We start from the raw sequence: 19,037 nt of genomic DNA, 5'->3' as shown, positions 1-19,037 counted from the left end.
ACAGCCTTCCGAATGCATTTTGGAAATTTGTAGTATAAATAAAGAATCATGGAACATCAATATAAAATTCTCGGAATGACCTGCTCGGGCTGTCAGGAAAAAATTACTGAAAAACTCAATAGCCTGAAAGGCATCAAAGCTGACATCAATCTCGAAGAAAATACGGCCGCGATCATCTCTGATAAAGAAATTGAATTACATGTTTTAAATAAGGCTCTTGAAGAAATCGGAAACTACAAACTTGAGGACCCGTCGAGTCCGGATAAAACTTTTATAAAGCCACAGGATCGAATTTCTCCGTCTTCGGTATATTATTGTCCGATGGAATGCGAAGGCGAAAAAGTATATTTTCAACAGGGGAAAAGATGTCCGGTCTGTAATATGTACCTGGTTCCGATTGAGGAAAAACAAGCCAAGGATCCAAATTTTAAACCTGCCTATTCTTCGGCCAACCTTCCTGAAAACTTTAAAGATAATATCGGAAAATACTACTGCCCCATGTTCTGTGAGGGAGACAAGATTTATCCTGACAAAGGAGATTGTCCGGTTTGCAATATGCATTTAGAAGAAATTACGGAAGATCTGGTAAAAAATGGAGAAGCTCATTCACATCACTATCATCATAACCATCATCACGAAGCTCCGAAAGTGACGGATGAAATGGCCGGTAAATACTATTGTCCCATGTTTTGTGAAGGAGATAAAGTATATAATTCCAATGTCGGATGTCCGGTCTGCGGAATGGATCTTGTGAAATATCCTGAAAAGAAAACTGCAAAATACACTTGCCCGATGCATCCTGAAATTATTCGGGATGAACCGGGAGATTGCCCAATCTGCGGAATGGACCTTGTCAGAATCCCCGAAAAAGACGATGATGAAGATGAAACCTACCGTATTTTAAAAAGAAAATTGATCATTTCTCTGATATTCACAGTTCCTGTTTTTATCCTCTCAATGGGCGGAATGCTGATTAATTTTCCATTTTCCCACCAAGTTCAGGGAATTATTGAATTTATATTAACCCTTCCTGTACTTTTTTATTCCGGTTGGTTTCTGATGAAAAGGGGCTGGGTTTCATTTAAAACATGGAACCTGAATATGTTCAGTCTTATCGCACTTGGAGTGGTTGCGGCTTTTGTTTTCAGCATTGTGGCGTTGGTTTTCCCAGATAGTATTCCTCATGAAATCCGTGGACATAATCATGAGAGTCCGTTATATTTTGAAGCTGTTTGTGTTATTTTAACTCTTGTTATTTTAGGTCAATTGATGGAAGCTGCAGCACATAGAAAAACAGGAAATGCCATCAGAGAGCTGATGAATCTTTCTCCGGACGAAGCCCATCTTATCATAAACGGAGAAGAGAAAAAAGTACTGCTTTCTCAGGTTAAAATCGGTGATTTTTTAAAGGTAAAGCCTGGTGAAAAAATACCTGTTGACGGAAAAATAACAGAAGGAAATTCTTACGTCGACGAAAGTATGATTACGGGCGAACCAGTGCCTGTAGAAAAAAATGTGAATGATAAAGTTTCATCAGGTACCATCAACGGAAACCAGGTTTTTGTGATGCAGGCAGAAAAAGTGGGCGACGATACATTATTGGCCCAAATAATAAAGATGGTCAACGAAGCCAGCAGAAGCAAGGCTCCTATTCAGAAATTAACGGATAAAGTTTCCAAAATATTTGTGCCTGCAGTTGTTTTGGCAGCTGTTCTTACTTTCATTCTCTGGCAGCTTTTCGGTCCTGAAGGAAAGAAAAGCCTGTTCGCTTTCGTTAACGCCGTTGCGGTACTAATCGTCGCGTGTCCTTGCGCATTAGGTCTTGCCACGCCGATGTCTTTAATGGTAGGAATCGGTAAAGGCGCCAAAAACGGAATTTTAATCAAAAATGCTGAAGCACTTGAACAAATGAATAAAGTAAATGTTTTAATTACCGATAAAACAGGCACTTTAACCGAAGGAAAGCCATCTGCCGAATATATTGAAGCGATTGATGGCAATAAAAATTTAATTTTGAAACTCGCCTATTCTTTAAATCAAAATTCAGAGCATCCGCTTTCGAATGCCGTGATAAAAAAAGCGAAAGAAGAAAATATTAAACCCGAAAAAGCAGAAAATTTCGAAAATATTTCCGGTAAAGGGGTAAAGGGAAATATCAACGGAAAAACAGTCTACGTAGGAAACGAAAGTCTTTTAACCACTCATACTATTTCAATTCCTGAAAACCTGAAACAAAAAGCCGCCGAAGTACAGGCGAAAGCACACACTATTTCTTATGTTGCAGAAGATGATAAAGTACTGGGATTTATTAGTTTTACTGATAAAATTAAAGAAAATGCAAAAAAAGCGATTCATCAGTTAGCCAATGAAGGAATTGAAGTCATCATGATGACCGGAGACAATGAACATACCGCAAAAGCTGTCGCCGATGAGCTTGGAATAAAACATTTCAAAGCTGGTTGCCAGCCTGAAGATAAATTAAATGAAGTGAAAAAGCTACAGCAACAGGGAAAAATAGTAGCCATGACCGGCGACGGCATCAACGACTCTCCTGCCCTTGCACAAGCCAATATCGGAATCGCTATGGGAACAGGAACCGATGTTGCGATTGAAAGCGCTGAAATTACTTTGCTTAAAGGCGATATTTCGGGAGTGGCAAAATCCAGACTGCTGAGTGAAAAATTACTTAAAAATATCAAAGAAAATCTATTTTTTGCCTTTATTTATAATGTTTTAGGTATTCCGGTTGCGGCAGGATTATTGTACCCATTTTTTGGAATTCTGCTGTCACCCATGATTGCTGCGGCAGCGATGAGTGTAAGTTCGCTGTCTGTCATCTTAAATTCATTGCGGCTGAATTCTGTGGATTTAGATATCAAATAATATAAAATTATGGAAAAGGGAAATCTCTATATTGGATGTTCAGGTTTTTACAATAATGACTGGAAAGGCACATTATATCCTGAAGATGCCAAAAGCAAAGACTTTCTTATTTTATATTCTAAGGAATTCAACTGTGTTGAGATCAACTCAACTTTTTACAGAAAACCCACCGCGAAAACGCTGACGAAATGGTTTGATGAAACCCCTGACGATTTCAGGTTTTTTATAAAAATACCGAAGACAATTTCCCATGAAAAAAGGATGAAAGATTCCAAAGAAGAAATTGCCGCTTTCTGTGAACATATTCAGGTTCATTTAAAAGAAAAACTCTCCGGTTTCCTGTATCAGTTTCCGCCGTCATTTAAAAATACTCCGGAAAATTTAGATATGCTTTTTACTAATATCGATTCCGGGTATTTAAACGTTATTGAATTCCGTCACGAATCATGGTGGAACGATGAAATCTTTAATACTCTGAAAAAAAATAATATTGTTTTTTCAGGAGTAAGTTTTCCAGGAAATCTGCCGAAAGATGTTATCATCAACCATCCTGACATTTTGTACTACAGACTTCACGGAAAGCCTGTTCTCTACAAATCCGAATACAGCGAAGAATTTCTAAAAATCTTAGCCGACAACCTCAAAAAATCTCATCATAAAGCATTTGTATTTTTCAACAATACGTGGGGAACTTCAGCTATTAAAAATTCGCTTTATCTTAAAGATATTCTTGAATAAATTGTTTTTATTAAAATAAAATTAAAAAACAAAATTTAACAAAATCAGGCATATTTATTGTTAAAAATTATTTGTGAAATTTAACATTTTTTAACAATAAATTCCATTTAATTTTATGACAAAAAACTTTGCGGAAAAGTCTGTAAAAAAGACTTTTCTAGGGATGTTTGCATTGATGAGTGCAACTTCGATTTTATGTAACAGCTGTAATCAGGAAAAAAGCAGGAAAGAATCAGAAAAAATGATTCAGAAAGATCATCCCGTCGCAAAAATTGTCCCTAACATTGGTGATGAAAACGTTCCTTCCGACAAGAGAGTTATTTATCTCACTTTCGATGACGGCCCCAACCGTGGAACAGAAAATCTCCTTAAGATATTGCACAAAAGAAATATCTGTGCAACTGCCTTCCTTGTCGGAAAACACGCTTACGGAAGTAAGAAACAGCAGGAAGATCTTAAGCTTCTCAGAGAGGATAAACTGATAGAACTTGCCAACCACAGTTTTACGCACGCACACAATAAATACACCGATTTTTATAAGGATCCGGTAGCGGTAGTTCGTGATTTTGACACTGCAAAGGACAGCCTGAAACTCTTTGATAAAATTGCCAGAACGCCGGGAAGAAATATCTGGAGGCTTAATGATATTACGGTAACCGATCTTAAAAGTTCTTCTGAAGCAGCCAATAGTCTGAAAAAAGCAGGCTACAAATTAATCGGATGGGATCTTGAATGGAAACCAACTCATAAAATGACCCTAAAAGGAAACCACGAAGCCATGCTCAAAAAAGTAGACAGCATCTTCTTCAATGACCTTGAAAAAACGTCCAGACATCTTGTATTTCTTACGCATGATCAATATTTAACGGATGCAGATTCCATTGATGAGCTGGATCTTTTTATTGAGAAGCTCCAAAAAAGCAATCGTTTCGTTTTTAGAAAAATCTCGGAATATCCTCATATTAATGAAGTTTTAAATTAATCTCATCAGATGCATATAATATTATGTTTGTCATTCTGATCGAAACAAAGTAGAGTGAAGAATCTCTAATATAGCTTAGATTCCTCTTTCGTCAGAATGACAAACATTGTGTTTTTACCTCAATAAAATTCTCAATCTAAAAACTTTAATATTCGTTAGCTTTTCCTCTTTAAAATTCGGAAATTTGCAGTTATGAGTATTCAGGAAAATTACAGCCATATCAAAAATCAGCTTCCAGAACATGTACAGTTGGTTGCCGTTTCTAAAACGCATCCTACTTCCGTCATTCAGGAAGTTTACGATCTCGGACAGAGAGTTTTTGGTGAAAATAAGGTACAGGAACTGACAGAAAAGTATCCTCTGCTTCCGAAAGATATCCAATGGCATCTGATCGGCCATCTGCAAACAAACAAAGTAAAGTATATTGCTGAATTTATTGACACCATCCAAAGTGTTGATTCTGAAAAACTGATCCGGGAAATTGATAAAGAAGCAGCAAAGCATAGCCGTAAAATAAAAGTTTTGCTTCAGGTAAAAATTGCAGAAGAAGAATCCAAATTCGGGTTGGAAACTGAAGAAGCAATACATATCTTTCAAGAATACCTCAGCGGAGAATTTCCAAACGTTCTCATCACGGGATTAATGGGAATGGCAACTTTTACAGACGATGAAAATCAGATAAAAAAGGAATTTTTAAACCTTAAAAGACTTTTTGACGAATTAAATCAACTAAAAACTCTCGAAACTTTATCCATGGGAATGAGTGATGACTTCCCTATTGCCATTGAATGCGGCGCCAGTTCTGTGCGTGTAGGATCGGCAATTTTCGGCAGAAGAGATTACTCAAAATAGATGATTAGGTATGGTTTTTGCTAATAATTCAATCAAAAAAATCTAAATTTGCAACTATGCAAAAAATCCTTATTGTAGAAGACGAAAAAACAATTTCAGGAGTACTCCAAAGTATTCTTTCCGATGAACTTACTGACTATGAATTCGTTATCGCTGAAGACGGCCTTGAAGGTTACAAACAGATAGAAAAAGAAGATTTCGCACTGGTGATTTCTGATATTAAAATGCCTAAACTTTCAGGAACTGAGCTTTTGAAACAGAGTTTATCCTTAAAGCCGGAATCCACTTTCATTATGATTTCAGGGCATGCAGACATCGATTCTGCCGTTTCCTGCCTTAGAGATGGTGCGTACGATTTTATTTCAAAGCCTATCGATATCAACAGATTGATTACCAGCGTAAAAAATGCTTTAGCTAAAGAAACACTGAAGAAGGAGAACAAAAACCTTCAGACAGAAAACAAAACGCTAAAGAAAAAGGTAAGCAAAAAGTACCAGATGATCGGTGAATCTGCAGGTTTGAAAAAGATTCAGGATATGATCGAGAAAGTAGCGGTATCTGATGCAAGGGTTTTAATTACAGGTCCAAACGGAGCCGGAAAAGAACTTGTTGCTCACGCTATTCACAACCAGAGCGACAGAGCGAGAGGCCCGATGGTAGAGGTAAACTGTGCCGCAATTCCTTCTGAATTAATTGAATCTGAACTATTCGGACACGTAAAAGGTTCTTTTACAGGAGCAATCAAGGATAAACAGGGAAAATTTGAACAGGCTAACGGTGGTACCATTTTCCTTGATGAAATCGGTGACATGAGCCTGATTGCACAGGCTAAAGTTTTAAGGGCTTTACAGGAAAGTAAAGTTTCTCCCGTAGGAAGTGATAAAGAAATAAAGGTAGACGTAAGAGTTCTTGCCGCTACCAATAAAAATATGCAGAAGGAAATTGAAGCAGGAAGATTCCGTGAAGACCTTTACCACAGACTTTCTGTGATTGAAATCTATGTTCCGCCATTGGATGAAAGAAAAGAAGACATCAAATCACTGGTTGAACATTTCGCAGGAGTGATCTCAGATGAACACGGCACAGCCATTAAAAAATTCGATGATAAAGCTATCGAAGCTTTAAAGTCACTTTCCTGGACAGGAAACATCAGAGAGCTGAGAAACGTTGTGGAAAGACTAATCATCCTCGGAGGAAATACAGTTTCTGCCGAAGACGTTGCAAGTTTTGTAAGGAAATAATGTAAGTATTATTTTAAATAAATTATGAAAATTGCAGTATCATTTGTTACTGCAATTTTTTTTGAATAAAACTGTATGAACCATAAAATATCATGAAATTTTTACATAAAAACTATACGAAAGAATGCCTTACCCTGGCTCTTCCGGTCATGCTGACGCAGGTAGGTCAGGTCTCGGTGAATCTTTTCGACAATATTATCGTGGGAAAATTACTGGGAGCCGACGCACTGGCATCCGTATCTTTAGGAAATGCCGTATTTTTCTCAATGTTTGTGCTGGCATTAGGCTTTTCTTTTGCCATTCCGCCATTGGTTTCGGAGGCACATTCAAAGCATGATCACCCAACAATTAATTCAGTATTCAGCCATGGATTTGTTATTAATATGACCGTGGGAATTATACTGATGGCTGTCCTTCTTTTAGGAATGCCACTACTCTACCATTCCGGACAACCGGATAAAATAATTCCCGATACGGTTGATTTCCTTACGATTATGGCGATCAGTATTGTTCCGTTTATGGCGTTTCAGACTTTGAGGGAAGTTTCTGAAGGTTTATCGTATACCATCGGCGTAACGAAAGCGACAATTATTGCCAATGTGATCAATATCGTTCTTAATTATGTCTTTATCAAAGGACTTTTCGGGCTTCCGCCAATGGGTGTAAAGGGTTCTGCTTTAGCCAGTCTTATTGCAAGAATTTTCATGGTGGTGTTCCTTTATTTTGTTCTTTTAAAGCAAGATAAAACACGACGCTATATCAAAGATTTTTCGCTAAAAGTTGAAGCCTTTTCGAAGAAAATGTTTGAAAAAATGATACGTTTAGGCCTACCGACAGCACTACAAATGTTTTTTGAAGTTACCGCTTTTGCCGGCGCTGCTTTTATCTGCGGATTGATTTCAGCTCATGATATCGCTTCTCACCAGATTGCATTGAGCATGGCTTCATTTACATTCAATTTATGCATCGGGTTCAGTGTTGCTTCTACCGTCATGATCGGAAGAAAGCTTGGTGAGCAGAATTTTATTGAGTTAAGAAAGGTAGGAATTAATAACCTGAAGATCGCTTTTATTTTCATGGCGATCTGTGGAGTGATGTTTATTTTAGGAAGAAATATCCTGCCTACATTTTTCACGAAAAAAGAAGAAGTTGAAGTGATTACGCTAGCTGCAAAGCTAATGATTATTGCGGCGCTGTTTCAGCTTTCGGATGGAATTCAGGTGACCGCTTTGGGTACACTGAGAGGTATGCAGGATGTAAAAATTCCTTCTATCTACACATTTATCGCTTACTGGATCATTACTATTCCGTTAGGATATTTTCTTTGTGTAACCCTGAAAATGGGCGCTTTCGGAATGTGGATTGCACTTGGTCTCGGATTGACGATTTCCGCAGTTTTTTTGGTTAAAAGATTCCTGAATATGTCTGCTAAGAGAATAAGAAAGATTGCTGAATCAGATATTATTAAAGATAAAATTTAAATAAATATTCTGTAAAAGAATGAATGTACAGACAAAAAGTATAAACGTACAGCAGGAAACATTTACGCTTACCAATCAAAGGGCTTTATTCTGGGAAGAACAAAAAGCCCTTATTCTGTCGGATTTACATATCGGAAAAACTGCACATTTCAGGAAAAATGGCATTGCTCTTGCGAATCAGATCATGAAAAATGATTTGGAAAGGCTTTCAATACTGATCGAATATTTCAAACCGGAGAAATTCATTGTTGTCGGAGATTTGCTTCATGCAGGTGACAATTCCGATGTAGATGAATTCTGCGAATGGAGAAATCAGTATAATGATCTTCAGTTTCATCTTATAGAAGGCAATCACGATAGAATATCAAAAAAGCTGGAATCGAAATTATGTTTAAATTTTAAATCTGAATCATTGGAAATTGATGATTTCATGCTGATTCACGACTTTGAAAAAAAACACAGGAAATTTCAGATTACCGGTCACATCCATCCCGGATTTGTCATTAACTCTCCTGTTAAAAAAATAAAACTGCCTTGTTTTGTGGTGACAGAAAACCAGCTTCTTTTGCCTGCCTTCAGTGAATTTACAGGTCTGGATACAAAAAATCTTCCCCAAAAAGGAAGATTCTATGTTTTTACTGATGCTGAAATTTATGAAATATGATTTCAGCAACCGCTGTTATACAAATAAAATTCTGTTAAACGCTTCCGAAGCCCTATGTACCTGCACCGTCCAGTCATCTGCAGCATCGCTTCCCGCATCGTCAGAGATATATTTCAGACAAAGAAAAGGTATTTTCTCTTTCATAGCAATCAGAGCCAGCGGATAGGCTTCCATATCAACAATATTATAATCTTTTTCAGAATGATTCATTTCAAAGCTGTCTCCGCTGCCGCAGATTCCTTCAGGAAGATCATGTTTTTTCAGTCCGTATTCCAACAACGGAGGGATTCCTGATAATGGCGTTTCGTATAAACTAAAGCCAAGACCTGTTACATCCATATCTCTCTGGATAAATTTTGTACAGCACACGACTTCTCCTTTATGAAAACTTTTGCTTCCGGCAGAACCTAGATTAATAATCAATTTAGGCTTTCTGCGGTGAATTTCTTTGGTAAGCTCCATCGCGGCATTTACTTTTCCGATACCGGTAATAAGTTTATTTTTATCGTTAAAAACTTTTCCCGCTTCAGAATCCAATGCAAATACAAAAAGAGTTTCGTCTAAGGGAAACTGGTGGTCTTCATTTACTTTAATCATAATAAAACTGGGTATTTTTAAAATTTACAGAAGCTGAATTTAAATTAAATACTACAACCATCTGCATCACACGAATTTCCATCACCTGAAAGATTCTTTAACGGAAATACCGTTTCATCATACGTCTGTTGAAGGGCACTGACAAAAAAATCGACAGGCTGCGCTCCTGACACAGAATATTTTCCATTTAAAATAAAGAAAGGAACTCCTGAAATTCCATGACTTCCTGCTTCGGAAATGTCATTTTGTACATCATTATCAAATTCTTCCGACACTAAAACCTGCTGAACTTCATCTTTATCGAGTCCTAAAGATTGGGCGATAGAAATCAATGTATCTCTATCTCCCACATTTCTTCCGTCAACAAAATGAGCAATAAAAAGTGCTTCTTCCATCTTGTCGGCCAATTTATATTTTTTAGCTAAATGTAATAATTTATGAGAGGAAAAAGTATTGGTAATCAACGCTTTTTCAAAGTTAAATTCAATACCGGCATCTTTTCCCATCTGGGATACCTGCCCTATCATTTGTTTAGCCTGTGCTTCGGGAAATCCTTTTTTTTCTTTAAAATATTCAAAAGTAGTTTTTGTCTCATCAGCATTTAAAGTAGGATCAAGCTGAAAACTTTTCCATTCTACTTCCACTTCATCTTTGAAAGGTAATTTTTCAAGTGCTCTTTCAAAGTTATTCTTCCCGATATAGCAAAACGGACACATCACATCCGACCAGATTTCTATTTTCATAGTATTTATTTTTCGATTGAATTATATTAATTTTTAATTTTTCTGCTAAAAATCAGATGAGCAGTCAGGGCAAGTATTCCCATCGAAACACCTACAAAACAAACGCCGCCCCATTGGAAATGTTGCCACGCGATTGAAGCCAGCCAGGTTCCCATAGATCCACCGATAAAATAGGAAACCATATAAACCGTATTCAGTCTGTTTACTGCATTAGATTTTATCAGAAAGTAATTCGTCTGATTCATGATGTGACTAGACTGTACGCCCAGATCCACCAAAATTACTCCTGCGATCAACCCCCAATACGTTTCACCTGCAAAATAGGTAAAGGCCCAGCTCATCAGAACCACTATTAATGCATAAAAAATAATCCTGTTGAGATCCAGTATCCTTTGTAATTTGCCAACTTTCGCAGCTGCTAAAGCTCCTACTGCTCCGGCTAAACCAAAACTCCCCACCACCGACGGACCCGCACTAAAAGGAGGTTTCTCCATATGAAAAACCAATGTTGTAAAAAGAGCGCACATCGAGCCGAAAGCCATTGCACCACGAAATGATGCCAATCTTAAAACAGGTTGGGTTTTAGCTAAATGAAAAACCGATTTCATTAACTCTCCATAAGTTCCTTTGAAGTTTGGATGAAGCTCGGGAAGCATTTTGTAGACTGCCAGCCAAACCAGAATCATCACTCCTGCAGCGATTCCAAACATGGCTCTCCAGCCAAACACTTCTCCAACGATTCCGCCGATAAATCGGGATAAAAGTATTCCCAACAACAAACCAGACATTACCAAGCCTATATTTGACGATTTTTCCTTATCAGGAGACAGTTCTGCTGCCATCGGAACAAACAACTGCGGAATAACAGAAGTTGTACCTATGAGCAAACTCGCAGCGTACAGCATCCATAATTCTTTTGCGAAAGTCATCCACAGCAAAGAGGCAAAAACCAGAAAAAGATCAATAAGAATAAGTTTTTTGCGGAAAAATTTATCGCCCAGAGGAACAATAAGCAAAAGTCCTGCAGCATATCCTAACTGGGTAAGAACAGAGATTTTACTCGCCGCAGCTTCCGGAACATGCAAATCTTCAGCAATAAGTGAAAGTAAAGGCTGATTATAATAAATATTTGCTACAACAAGTCCCGAAATGACCGTCATCAACCAAATTACAGTACGTGAAATACCGTTGGCAGAATTCAAATGCATAGATTTTGTTTAAGAATTAAGAAATTTGAAATACAAAAATACTTAATTTGAAACAAAAGAAAATAAAGAATGTATCGGTTTTACGATGATTTCAATTGATAGAAAACTTTCAAAGATCAGAAATTAGTGCAAAATTTATAATACCAATTTACCTGACGTAGAGAAAACGATAAAACTAAGGATTAACAGCAAAGAAACATAAGAATTGTTAGAAAATTTTGTGAAAGTTATTCTACTTTCACAAAAAGAAAAAATGGTTTAAAGTTCATTAAACCATTTGTAAATATCAACTGTTGACGCAATATTCAATTTTTTTCTAAGCCTGTTTTTCCTGTTTTGGATAGCTTTAGGAGTAACATAAGTGTATGTTGCGATTTCCTTTGTTGTTAAATTAAATTTTAAATAAATACAGAAAATCAGTTCAGAATTTTTTAAATCAGGCTGAATAGCAGCAAGTTTCTTAAAAAATTGAGGATCCACTAGTCTGAATTTACTCAACAGACGTGGGGAATTTTCTTTTGCTAATGCCAGAATTTCATCCTGTACAAAAATCTTTTGGTTTAAATCTTCTAAATTGAATTCAGTTTTTTCGTTTTTCATAATATTTTCTCATCTCTAGTAATCCTGATGCTTTCGTAAGCTTCTGCATTAATTTTTTTCGCTTTCAACTTCAGTAAAGATTTATTCTTTATTTTTTGAAGTTTTCCAATTTATTCATGATATTTTATCATTTTGAAAATCGGCATGCATTAGTAGCAATTACGCATTCTTGATTATTGTATTTTAATAGGTAAATATTTCTTCAAATCTTCTATTATACTTTTAAATAAAGGCAAAGAAAGAAAAAATGATTAAAATTTTCCTTAATTAAAATACCACATACATACCACGAATAATTTTAATACTCTCTTTATATTACATCAGGATATATAATATTTCATTAATCTGAGAACAAAACTATTGTTTTATAATTTTGTTTTTTATGATTATAATCAATAGACCTAAAAAATATGAGTTATATTTATTATGAATTACATAAAGTATTCATATTTAAGATCAACTGATACGATTTGTGGTACCGTTATGGTAGCACCTTATATGATCAAATTTCCAACAATATAAGAGTTTAACTCTTACTTTTATACTATAAAAAAACGACTAATATTTAATATCTGAATTATAATGATAAATTTTTAAATAAATGAATAATGAATCACAAAATTGAATTTTCAATAATCTATTGTTCAGAAAATAACGAACCAAATTTATATTTTGAAACAGCTAAAATGACAGCTGCATCAGTAATTTAAATTTTATATATTTAATTGATTCTGGAATTCCTCAAAATATTTTGCCAGATGAAAGCCATCTGCAAGCCCGTGATGAGCCTCCACAGAAACAGGGAGAAATTTTCTGCCATTTCTTACGCCAAACTTTCCAAATGTAATTTTCGGGACAGACTCGGTTTTATCGAGTGGCGTCGGATGCAGAATTGCAGAAAAAGAAGTCCACGGAATCGTTGAATGCCTTATCAGGTCCTTACCCAATTCTCCATTATTCATTCTTAATCCTGCAGAGTTTTGTACTTCATCAATCTCTTTCTGCAGTTCAGCATTAAAAATCTCAAAATCCTCTGAAAAATGAATATATGCAAAGCCAAACGTTCCGTCTGCCCTGCCGATGGTGGTTCCCGCGTTAATCATGTCATAAAGGATAATTTGCCCGTCAACAAGTCTTAGCTTTAACTCTTCAACAGCATTCACCGCAATCATCGATTTTTGAAGGTATGTTGCAAAGAAAGATTGTCCATTATCTTTTGATTTCTCGTATGCCATCGTACAATCAACTTCAGAGGTAAAGCCGAAATAAGGACTTGCCATCTTGGAGAAAAACTCGAAATGTTCTTTTCTTTTCCAGCTTTCAATATCTATAATCTGCATTAATTTTTATTTAAAACTTTTAAAATTTTCTCAAAAGTATTTATATTTCTACTTGTAAACTGGTCTTTCATGGTTTTCTTCCCTAAAATTTTACCGAAATTAGAATCCAGAGTATTTCCCTTAGAAATCTGCCAATAAAAAATATGGTTAACGATTTTCGCATCTTCATATTCAGTCTTCGAACCATTTTCAAATTCTTTCATTAAAATATTTTCTATACCATTATTTCCTATAAAAGCATAGCAATGAAGGTGATCCTCCTTTAGAAAAGGATTTCCGTTCCAGAAATTTTCTATTTCCTCCTGAGATTTTATGAATAGAAAAGCATCATAGGAAAAATGCTCAGACATTGATTTCTCAAGTAGTACTTTTAATTCTTCGGCTTTTCTTTCAGATGAAAATATTATATTTCCTGAAGCCAATACAGAAGTAACATTCTCAACTCCTGCTTTTTTAAAAACATCGCAGACTTCGGCCATTTTCATATTGGTTCCTTTGACATTAACGCCGCGGAGAAATGCACAGTATTTCATTTTGGTTGTTTTATAAAATTGAGATTATGGTTAAGAATTTTAAATATAAAATTTAACTTGTATTCCACCAAATTAATCAATCCTTTCGTATAAATTATAATCTGATCCGGAAGGCTTCAAAATGTAGATTTTTTCAATAATCCGATGAGTGCTTTTAAGATGGTCTTTGACACGGAATTCCTTAATGAGCTTATAATGTATTCTGAAATATACAGCATCTTTTCTTTGGTATAAATTATCATAAGTAAGCAGATATTTCGGTTTTCTGTCCTTTACGGTATTGATCCAAAAATTTGGTTTGTCTTTTAGAATCTCTCTCTGGACTCCTTTGTCTACCAAGCCAACTTCGTCGATCGTTTTTAAGCCTGAAAAATAAGGTATATAACCCGCTGGTTCCAGAAAAATCCATTGATTTTTGTCTTTTTCGTACGTGTTTAAAAATAATCCGATACTTCTTCTGTAATTCCATTCTCCATTCCCTGTTGCTATAGAATGCACAGTCTGGAAAACGAGCATCGGTATTATATAGAAAGTCATCAATAATAAAAGCCATAGATTTCTTTTTACTCTTTGCTCTAAAACAAAAATTAAAACCGGAACAAAAAGCAGTATTTGAGGAACCCAGTAATACCAGTCGAACAGACTTCTCTGAGACAGAAAAATCAATTGTTTTATCCATCCGAAAACAAAGATTATCCAGAGGAAATAGTTTCTATACTTTTTTTGCCTGATTAAATAAATAAAGGATAACAATTCAAATATCAGCAGAAAAACAGTCAGCGGATTAAAATTTCCCGGAAGCTTAAGCATTCCCCAAAAATTTCCAAAATTCTGGACAAAATATTCAAGATTCTGCTCAAGCGTAAAATCGTTGTCATAGGCAACTTTTTTAGCTACGATCGTATTATTAATGAACTCTCCGAAATATAGCCAGTTGAATCCCAGCACTGCAGAAATTCCTAATATTCCTCCCAAAATATATGACCATTTCACTTTTTTATTCCAGAAAAAATCAATTAAAAAAACGGTTCCGAGAAAAATTGCAGTATCAATTCTTGTAAATAAAATTAAAACCGGAAAGATGATCTGAGCCCATTTTTTACTTTTATAAAAGCCATAATACAATAACGCCATTTCAAGAAAGAAGAGCAAACCGTACTCCATTCCCAGGATGGAAATTTTTATGGATGGCGGTAAAATTCCAATTAAAAATATAAATATTGCTTTGTTCCAGGCATCTTTCAATAATAAATGTGAGAGAAAAAGACTTCCGATGGTAAAAAGGATTGAATTGAAAATCAAAAGCGGTTCAATGAAATTTTCTTTTCCGAAAATTGCATTAAAAACATAAGAAATAAAGACGTAAAGATGTGTTGTAGAGGCGGAAATTTTTGTAGGACCATTAAATCCTATCACTCCGTAATCCAAGAGATTCTGAGCTACCCGCCAGGTGATAAATGCATCTTCCTGAATGTAGTGTGTGAGTAAAAACAGCAGTTTAAAAATAACCGTAAACAATACGGCATACATCGGGATCTTTTGAGTTTTTGCTTCTGACATTGTGTTTCTTTGATCTCGCAAATATAATCTTTTATACTTTTGAATCCCAACATAAAAAAACGGAACCGAAGTTCCGTTTTAAGTTTTGTTATTATTGCGTTGCTTTAATAATCGAATTGGTGATCTGTGCCTCCTTTTCTTTTGAGTAAGTGGAATCGAAAGGTTCCATCACATCAAATAAATACTGGTAGAATGGCGTAATCTTCTGTACCTGCTCAGATTCATTCATTGCTTTTTCCTTGCCCATTTCTTTTAGATTCTCAATGAATGTATTGAATTTCTTATCAATTGGTTCAATGGATTTCACAAGATAATCATAAGCCTTGTCTTTCTTTCCGATTGTTGTATAACCATCTGTAACAGCCGAAACAACTAAGGAATATTCCATTGGTTTTGTTCTGATCTGTCTTCTCAGATAGCTTTGGTCAGATTTACTCAGACTCATATAATAATCGTACTCTTCGAAAATACCTTTTTTCAGAACTTCCGCCAGCTTCAAGCCTTTAGCTTCCTGTCCTGAAACGATATATCCGTAAACCATTGAACTTAATGAACGAGGATCATTGTATTTTTCTGCAGGAATTTCTTTTGATGCGAGATCCAGTAATTCCAGCGCTTTTCCTTTTTGTCCCATTGTTGCTAAGGCCGCTGCTGCTCTGCTTGCTGAAGCTCTGTAGCTCATAATGTTTGAAGTTGCTGTTTCGTCAAAATGAGTATTCAGATTTTTAAAATTACCCCATCTGAAGTTTTTAACGACATTGTATAGAGAATTCGGATCTACTCTACCCATCTCTCCGTCCGGGGTCTGAGGTGTATGGATCGGGATCAGTCGGTAACTGAATCCGTCAAACTGGAGATATTCATCAAGATAGAAAATATTTTCACTGTCATAAATTCCTCCTGAAGAGAAGCTAATTGGTTTTTTCCAGTCAAAGTTGGCCAGAATATCAAGCATAATCAGATTATTCTTATATAATGTGTTGGCTTTATAAGTAATCATAATCTGGTTTACCGTGTTGGGAAGATCTGCCGCATTGATGATTCCTGCTTTTACCGCATTTTCTTTATTGACAGGAAGGATGAATTTATTAACCGGAAGAATGTTATATTTCTCAAATTTTTCTTCACCGAAATACATTTTAAGGAGTTCATTTTTCGCAGGAGATGAATATTTAAGGAAGCTTATTGCCTGTTTCATCGTCATTGAATCCTGCGTAAGATACTTTCTGAATTCCGCAAACTCCGTCTCAGGTGCGCCCTGTTCTTTCAACATAGAGAAAAGCCCTTCCCAGTCTGATTTTTTCATCATGTAGATCTGGTCGTTTACGCCATCTCTGTAGTCATCATGCGTTAATACTCCCGGAACCGGTGCCGCATTATACGTTCTTCTTTTGATCTGATCGATATTCCATGGAGTTGATGCTAAAGTAAAGTTCACTACTTTTACATCGTCTCTGAATTGTTCAGTCTCCTGAATGGCCCAAACCGGATACGTATCATTATCTCCGTAAACAAATAAAATATCGTTTTTAGGTAATGATTTTAATACAGAATATCCGTAGTCATAAGAAGTATATCGGTCGTGTCTGTTGTGTACATTATAGTTCTGGAATCCCATCATAAAAGGAACTCCCAGCAAAACCACACCCGCTACAATATTGGCAGCATTTGATTTGATTTTAGATTGTAAAAACCAAAGAATAGCTCCTGCTCCCAATCCGATCCATATGGCAAAAACATAGAATGAGCCGACCATTGCATAGTCTCTTTCTCTGGGTTCAAAAGGTTTTACCCCTGTATAGAAAATAATTCCTACACTCATCAATACAAAAATTGAAAGCATAGCGTAGAATCTTCCGAAGTCTTTATTCAATTGGAAAAAGAATCCGATAAGCCCTAAAATTAGCGGTAAAAAGAAGAATTTCACCGTACTTTCATTCTTGAATTTTGCAGGCATTTTACTCTGATTTCCCCAAAGCGCATTATCGATGAAAGGAATACCTGAGATCCAGTTTCCTCTCGTGCTTTCCATATTTCCTTCAAGATCATTCTGACGACCGACAAAGTTCCACATCAGGTATCTTACAAAATAATATCCGTTCTGGAATGTGATAAAGTAATCTAAGTTCTGTCCCAGAGATGGTCTCTGAACGTTAAGAAGATTGTAAGGTCTTACCTTTAAATAATCTGAGGCGGTAATGGTTCCGTCTTCATATTTTTTTCTCAGCTCATCAAAAATTTGTTTAGCTTCAGGACTGTCTGCAACATCTTCATTTGAATAGTTAAAAGTAAAATCAGGCGCACCATACATGGAAATATAGTTGGCCATGACATCTTTATCTTCATTAAACATTCTCGGCATGAAGCCTACATGCGCTTTATTAAATACATAATTGAATCTGTCACCAGTCTTTCTGTACGTTCCTGTTTTTTCGTCTTTTTCGTAAATTTCCCCGGTTTTCTGGGTTTTAAAACTTCCGTCTTCATTTTTCTCAATTCCGTTGGCATCAAGATAAGCTGTATAATTCTGACCATAAATTGTCGGCCAGTCACCATACTGTTCTCTGTTATAATAATCCAGCATTCCGATGGCATTGTCAGGGTCATTAAGGTTCATCGGAGGATTGGCGTTGGCTCTGATAGGAATTACCATCCAGCAGGAGAATCCGATCATCATAAAAACAACTGATAATGCAATCGTCTGATAAACATTTCTCTTCATCTTTCTGGTGTAAGAAATCAGGAAATAACAGATCGCGATCATTATGATAAATGCAGCAATCGTCCCTGAATGAAAAGGAAGGCCTAATCCATTAACAAAGAAAATTTCCAGCTTCCCGAACATCGTCATGATAAACGGGAAAATTCCTTTAAAAACTATAGCCAAAATCACTAAAGTAATCACATTTGCCCAGATAAAATTTTTCCAGGTAAACGTATATTTTCTTGCATAATATACGAGGCAAACCGCCGGGATCGCCAGCATACACATCATGTGAACCCCCACAGAAAGTCCCAGAATAAAGAAAATTAAGATAATCCATCTTTCATTATCCGCCGCCAGATATTCATTTTCCCATTTGGTAATCAGCCAGACTAAGAGTGCGATAAACATAGACGCCATGGAATATACTTCTCCTTCCACCGCAGAAAACCAGAATGTATCTGAGAAAGTGAAGCATAACGCTCCTACAATTCCGGCAAAAAGAATAGAGATTTCCTGATGTTTTGTGATTTCATCAAAATCTTTGTTTAAAAGTCTTCTTACGAAGTGGGTAATCGTCCAAAACAAAAACAAAATCGTAAACGCACTGAACAATGCGGACATCGCATTGATCACGATAGAATAATTTTCGCCTTTTCCTAAAGCAAAAATGGCTGCCACAGCACCCACAATCTGGAATAAAGCAGCTCCCGGAGCGTGCGTTACTTCAAGTTTTACCGCAGAGGAAATATACTCGCCACAATCCCAAAAACTGAAATTCGGTTCTATGGTGGACAAGTACGTAATAAATGCAATGGCGAAAATCACCCATCCTAGAACGGTGTTCCATTGCCTGAAAGCCCAATTTTTCATAGTATTAAATCAATTACGCGAAAATAAGGCTTTTATAT

15 protein-coding genes are annotated in these 19,037 nt (G+C 36.1%); 7 read left to right on the top strand and 8 right to left on the bottom strand.

The genetic code is table 11. From position 1 onward, the window contains the following. Positions 1-48: 48 nt before the first annotated feature. The 7 genes from ACWNCI_RS04330 (at position 49) to pdeM (ending at position 8,841) form a co-directional block, all read left to right on the top strand. Positions 49-2,883 (top strand): heavy metal translocating P-type ATPase, encoded by a 2,835-nt coding sequence (locus ACWNCI_RS04330; protein ID WP_449387317.1) that lies wholly within the window; start codon positions 49-51, stop codon positions 2,881-2,883. Positions 2,884-2,892: 9 nt separating this feature from the next. Beyond that, positions 2,893-3,621, top strand: coding sequence for a DUF72 domain-containing protein (locus ACWNCI_RS04325; protein ID WP_449387316.1), 729 nt, complete (start codon positions 2,893-2,895; stop codon positions 3,619-3,621). A gap of 115 nt (positions 3,622-3,736) precedes the next feature. Beyond that, positions 3,737-4,603: a polysaccharide deacetylase family protein gene (locus ACWNCI_RS04320; RefSeq protein ID WP_449387315.1), complete on the top strand. Its 867-nt coding sequence runs from the start codon at positions 3,737-3,739 to the stop codon at positions 4,601-4,603. 192 nt (positions 4,604-4,795) lie between these two features. Further along, the gene (locus tag ACWNCI_RS04315) at positions 4,796-5,455 is read left to right on the top strand and encodes a YggS family pyridoxal phosphate-dependent enzyme (RefSeq protein ID WP_449387314.1); all 660 of its coding nucleotides are present in this window, start codon (positions 4,796-4,798) and stop codon (positions 5,453-5,455) included. Positions 5,456-5,511: 56 nt separating this feature from the next. Next, positions 5,512-6,696 (top strand): sigma-54-dependent transcriptional regulator, encoded by a 1,185-nt coding sequence (locus ACWNCI_RS04310; RefSeq protein WP_346985448.1) that lies wholly within the window; start codon positions 5,512-5,514, stop codon positions 6,694-6,696. A 92-nt stretch (positions 6,697-6,788) separates the two neighbouring features. Continuing rightward, positions 6,789-8,177: an MATE family efflux transporter gene (locus ACWNCI_RS04305; protein WP_449387313.1), complete on the top strand. Its 1,389-nt coding sequence runs from the start codon at positions 6,789-6,791 to the stop codon at positions 8,175-8,177. 19 nt (positions 8,178-8,196) lie between these two features. Further along, positions 8,197-8,841 carry a ligase-associated DNA damage response endonuclease PdeM gene (gene pdeM, locus ACWNCI_RS04300; protein ID WP_449387312.1) on the top strand — a complete coding sequence of 215 codons (645 nt, stop codon included), beginning with the start codon at positions 8,197-8,199 and terminating at the stop codon, positions 8,839-8,841. Between the two features lie 15 nt (positions 8,842-8,856). Here pdeM and ACWNCI_RS04295 read toward each other — a convergent pair whose 3' ends face one another. The 8 genes from ACWNCI_RS04295 to ACWNCI_RS04260 all read right to left on the bottom strand — a co-directional run bounded on the left by ACWNCI_RS04295 (position 8,857) and on the right by ACWNCI_RS04260 (position 18,999). Further along, on the bottom strand, positions 8,857-9,438 hold the full coding sequence (locus ACWNCI_RS04295) for a 5'-methylthioadenosine/S-adenosylhomocysteine nucleosidase family protein (RefSeq protein ID WP_346985452.1): 582 nt from the start codon (positions 9,436-9,438) through the stop codon (positions 8,857-8,859). A 44-nt stretch (positions 9,439-9,482) separates the two neighbouring features. Then, a complete protein-coding gene (locus ACWNCI_RS04290) occupies positions 9,483-10,181 on the bottom strand; it encodes a DsbA family oxidoreductase (protein ID WP_449387311.1) in 699 nt (232 codons plus the stop codon). 26 nt (positions 10,182-10,207) lie between these two features. Then, complete coding sequence (locus tag ACWNCI_RS04285; protein WP_449387310.1) at positions 10,208-11,389, bottom strand: MFS transporter; 1,182 nt, start codon at positions 11,387-11,389, stop codon at positions 10,208-10,210. Between the two features lie 258 nt (positions 11,390-11,647). Continuing rightward, positions 11,648-11,989, bottom strand: a complete 342-nt coding sequence (locus ACWNCI_RS04280) for a helix-turn-helix transcriptional regulator (RefSeq protein ID WP_050009551.1) — start codon at positions 11,987-11,989, stop codon at positions 11,648-11,650. Positions 11,990-12,702: 713 nt separating this feature from the next. Beyond that, positions 12,703-13,329 carry a CatA-like O-acetyltransferase gene (locus ACWNCI_RS04275; protein ID WP_449387309.1) on the bottom strand — a complete coding sequence of 209 codons (627 nt, stop codon included), beginning with the start codon at positions 13,327-13,329 and terminating at the stop codon, positions 12,703-12,705. Next, positions 13,329-13,862 carry a DUF1697 domain-containing protein gene (locus ACWNCI_RS04270; protein ID WP_449387308.1) on the bottom strand — a complete coding sequence of 178 codons (534 nt, stop codon included), beginning with the start codon at positions 13,860-13,862 and terminating at the stop codon, positions 13,329-13,331. Before ACWNCI_RS04270 ends, ACWNCI_RS04275 begins: the two co-directional genes overlap by 1 nt. Positions 13,863-13,934: 72 nt before the next feature. Next, positions 13,935-15,422 (bottom strand): hypothetical protein, encoded by a 1,488-nt coding sequence (locus ACWNCI_RS04265; RefSeq protein ID WP_449387307.1) that lies wholly within the window; start codon positions 15,420-15,422, stop codon positions 13,935-13,937. A gap of 91 nt (positions 15,423-15,513) precedes the next feature. Next, positions 15,514-18,999, bottom strand: coding sequence for a glycosyltransferase family 117 protein (locus tag ACWNCI_RS04260; protein ID WP_449387306.1), 3,486 nt, complete (start codon positions 18,997-18,999; stop codon positions 15,514-15,516). Positions 19,000-19,037: the final 38 nt, after the last annotated feature.

This window comes from Chryseobacterium lineare, from assembly GCF_977014045.1.
This window is presented reverse-complemented; position numbering and strand designations above follow the sequence as displayed.

Bases quoted from the DNA above. Each gene is read 5' to 3' on its own strand.
- ACWNCI_RS04330 (WP_449387317.1), top strand. From the start codon at position 49: ATGGAACATCAATATAAAATTCTCGGAATGACCTGCTCGGGCTGTCAG.
- ACWNCI_RS04325 (WP_449387316.1), top strand. From the start codon at position 2,893: ATGGAAAAGGGAAATCTCTATATTGGATGTTCAGGTTTTTACAATAAT.
- ACWNCI_RS04320 (WP_449387315.1), top strand. From the start codon at position 3,737: ATGACAAAAAACTTTGCGGAAAAGTCTGTAAAAAAGACTTTTCTAGGG.
- ACWNCI_RS04315 (WP_449387314.1), top strand. From the start codon at position 4,796: ATGAGTATTCAGGAAAATTACAGCCATATCAAAAATCAGCTTCCAGAA.
- ACWNCI_RS04310 (WP_346985448.1), top strand. From the start codon at position 5,512: ATGCAAAAAATCCTTATTGTAGAAGACGAAAAAACAATTTCAGGAGTA.
- ACWNCI_RS04305 (WP_449387313.1), top strand. From the start codon at position 6,789: ATGAAATTTTTACATAAAAACTATACGAAAGAATGCCTTACCCTGGCT.
- pdeM (WP_449387312.1), top strand. From the start codon at position 8,197: ATGAATGTACAGACAAAAAGTATAAACGTACAGCAGGAAACATTTACG.
- ACWNCI_RS04295 (WP_346985452.1), bottom strand. From the start codon at position 9,438: ATGATTAAAGTAAATGAAGACCACCAGTTTCCCTTAGACGAAACTCTT.
- ACWNCI_RS04290 (WP_449387311.1), bottom strand. From the start codon at position 10,181: ATGAAAATAGAAATCTGGTCGGATGTGATGTGTCCGTTTTGCTATATC.
- ACWNCI_RS04285 (WP_449387310.1), bottom strand. From the start codon at position 11,389: ATGCATTTGAATTCTGCCAACGGTATTTCACGTACTGTAATTTGGTTG.
- ACWNCI_RS04280 (WP_050009551.1), bottom strand. From the start codon at position 11,989: ATGAAAAACGAAAAAACTGAATTCAATTTAGAAGATTTAAACCAAAAG.
- ACWNCI_RS04275 (WP_449387309.1), bottom strand. From the start codon at position 13,329: ATGCAGATTATAGATATTGAAAGCTGGAAAAGAAAAGAACATTTCGAG.
- ACWNCI_RS04270 (WP_449387308.1), bottom strand. From the start codon at position 13,862: ATGAAATACTGTGCATTTCTCCGCGGCGTTAATGTCAAAGGAACCAAT.
- ACWNCI_RS04265 (WP_449387307.1), bottom strand. From the start codon at position 15,422: ATGTCAGAAGCAAAAACTCAAAAGATCCCGATGTATGCCGTATTGTTT.
- ACWNCI_RS04260 (WP_449387306.1), bottom strand. From the start codon at position 18,999: ATGAAAAATTGGGCTTTCAGGCAATGGAACACCGTTCTAGGATGGGTG.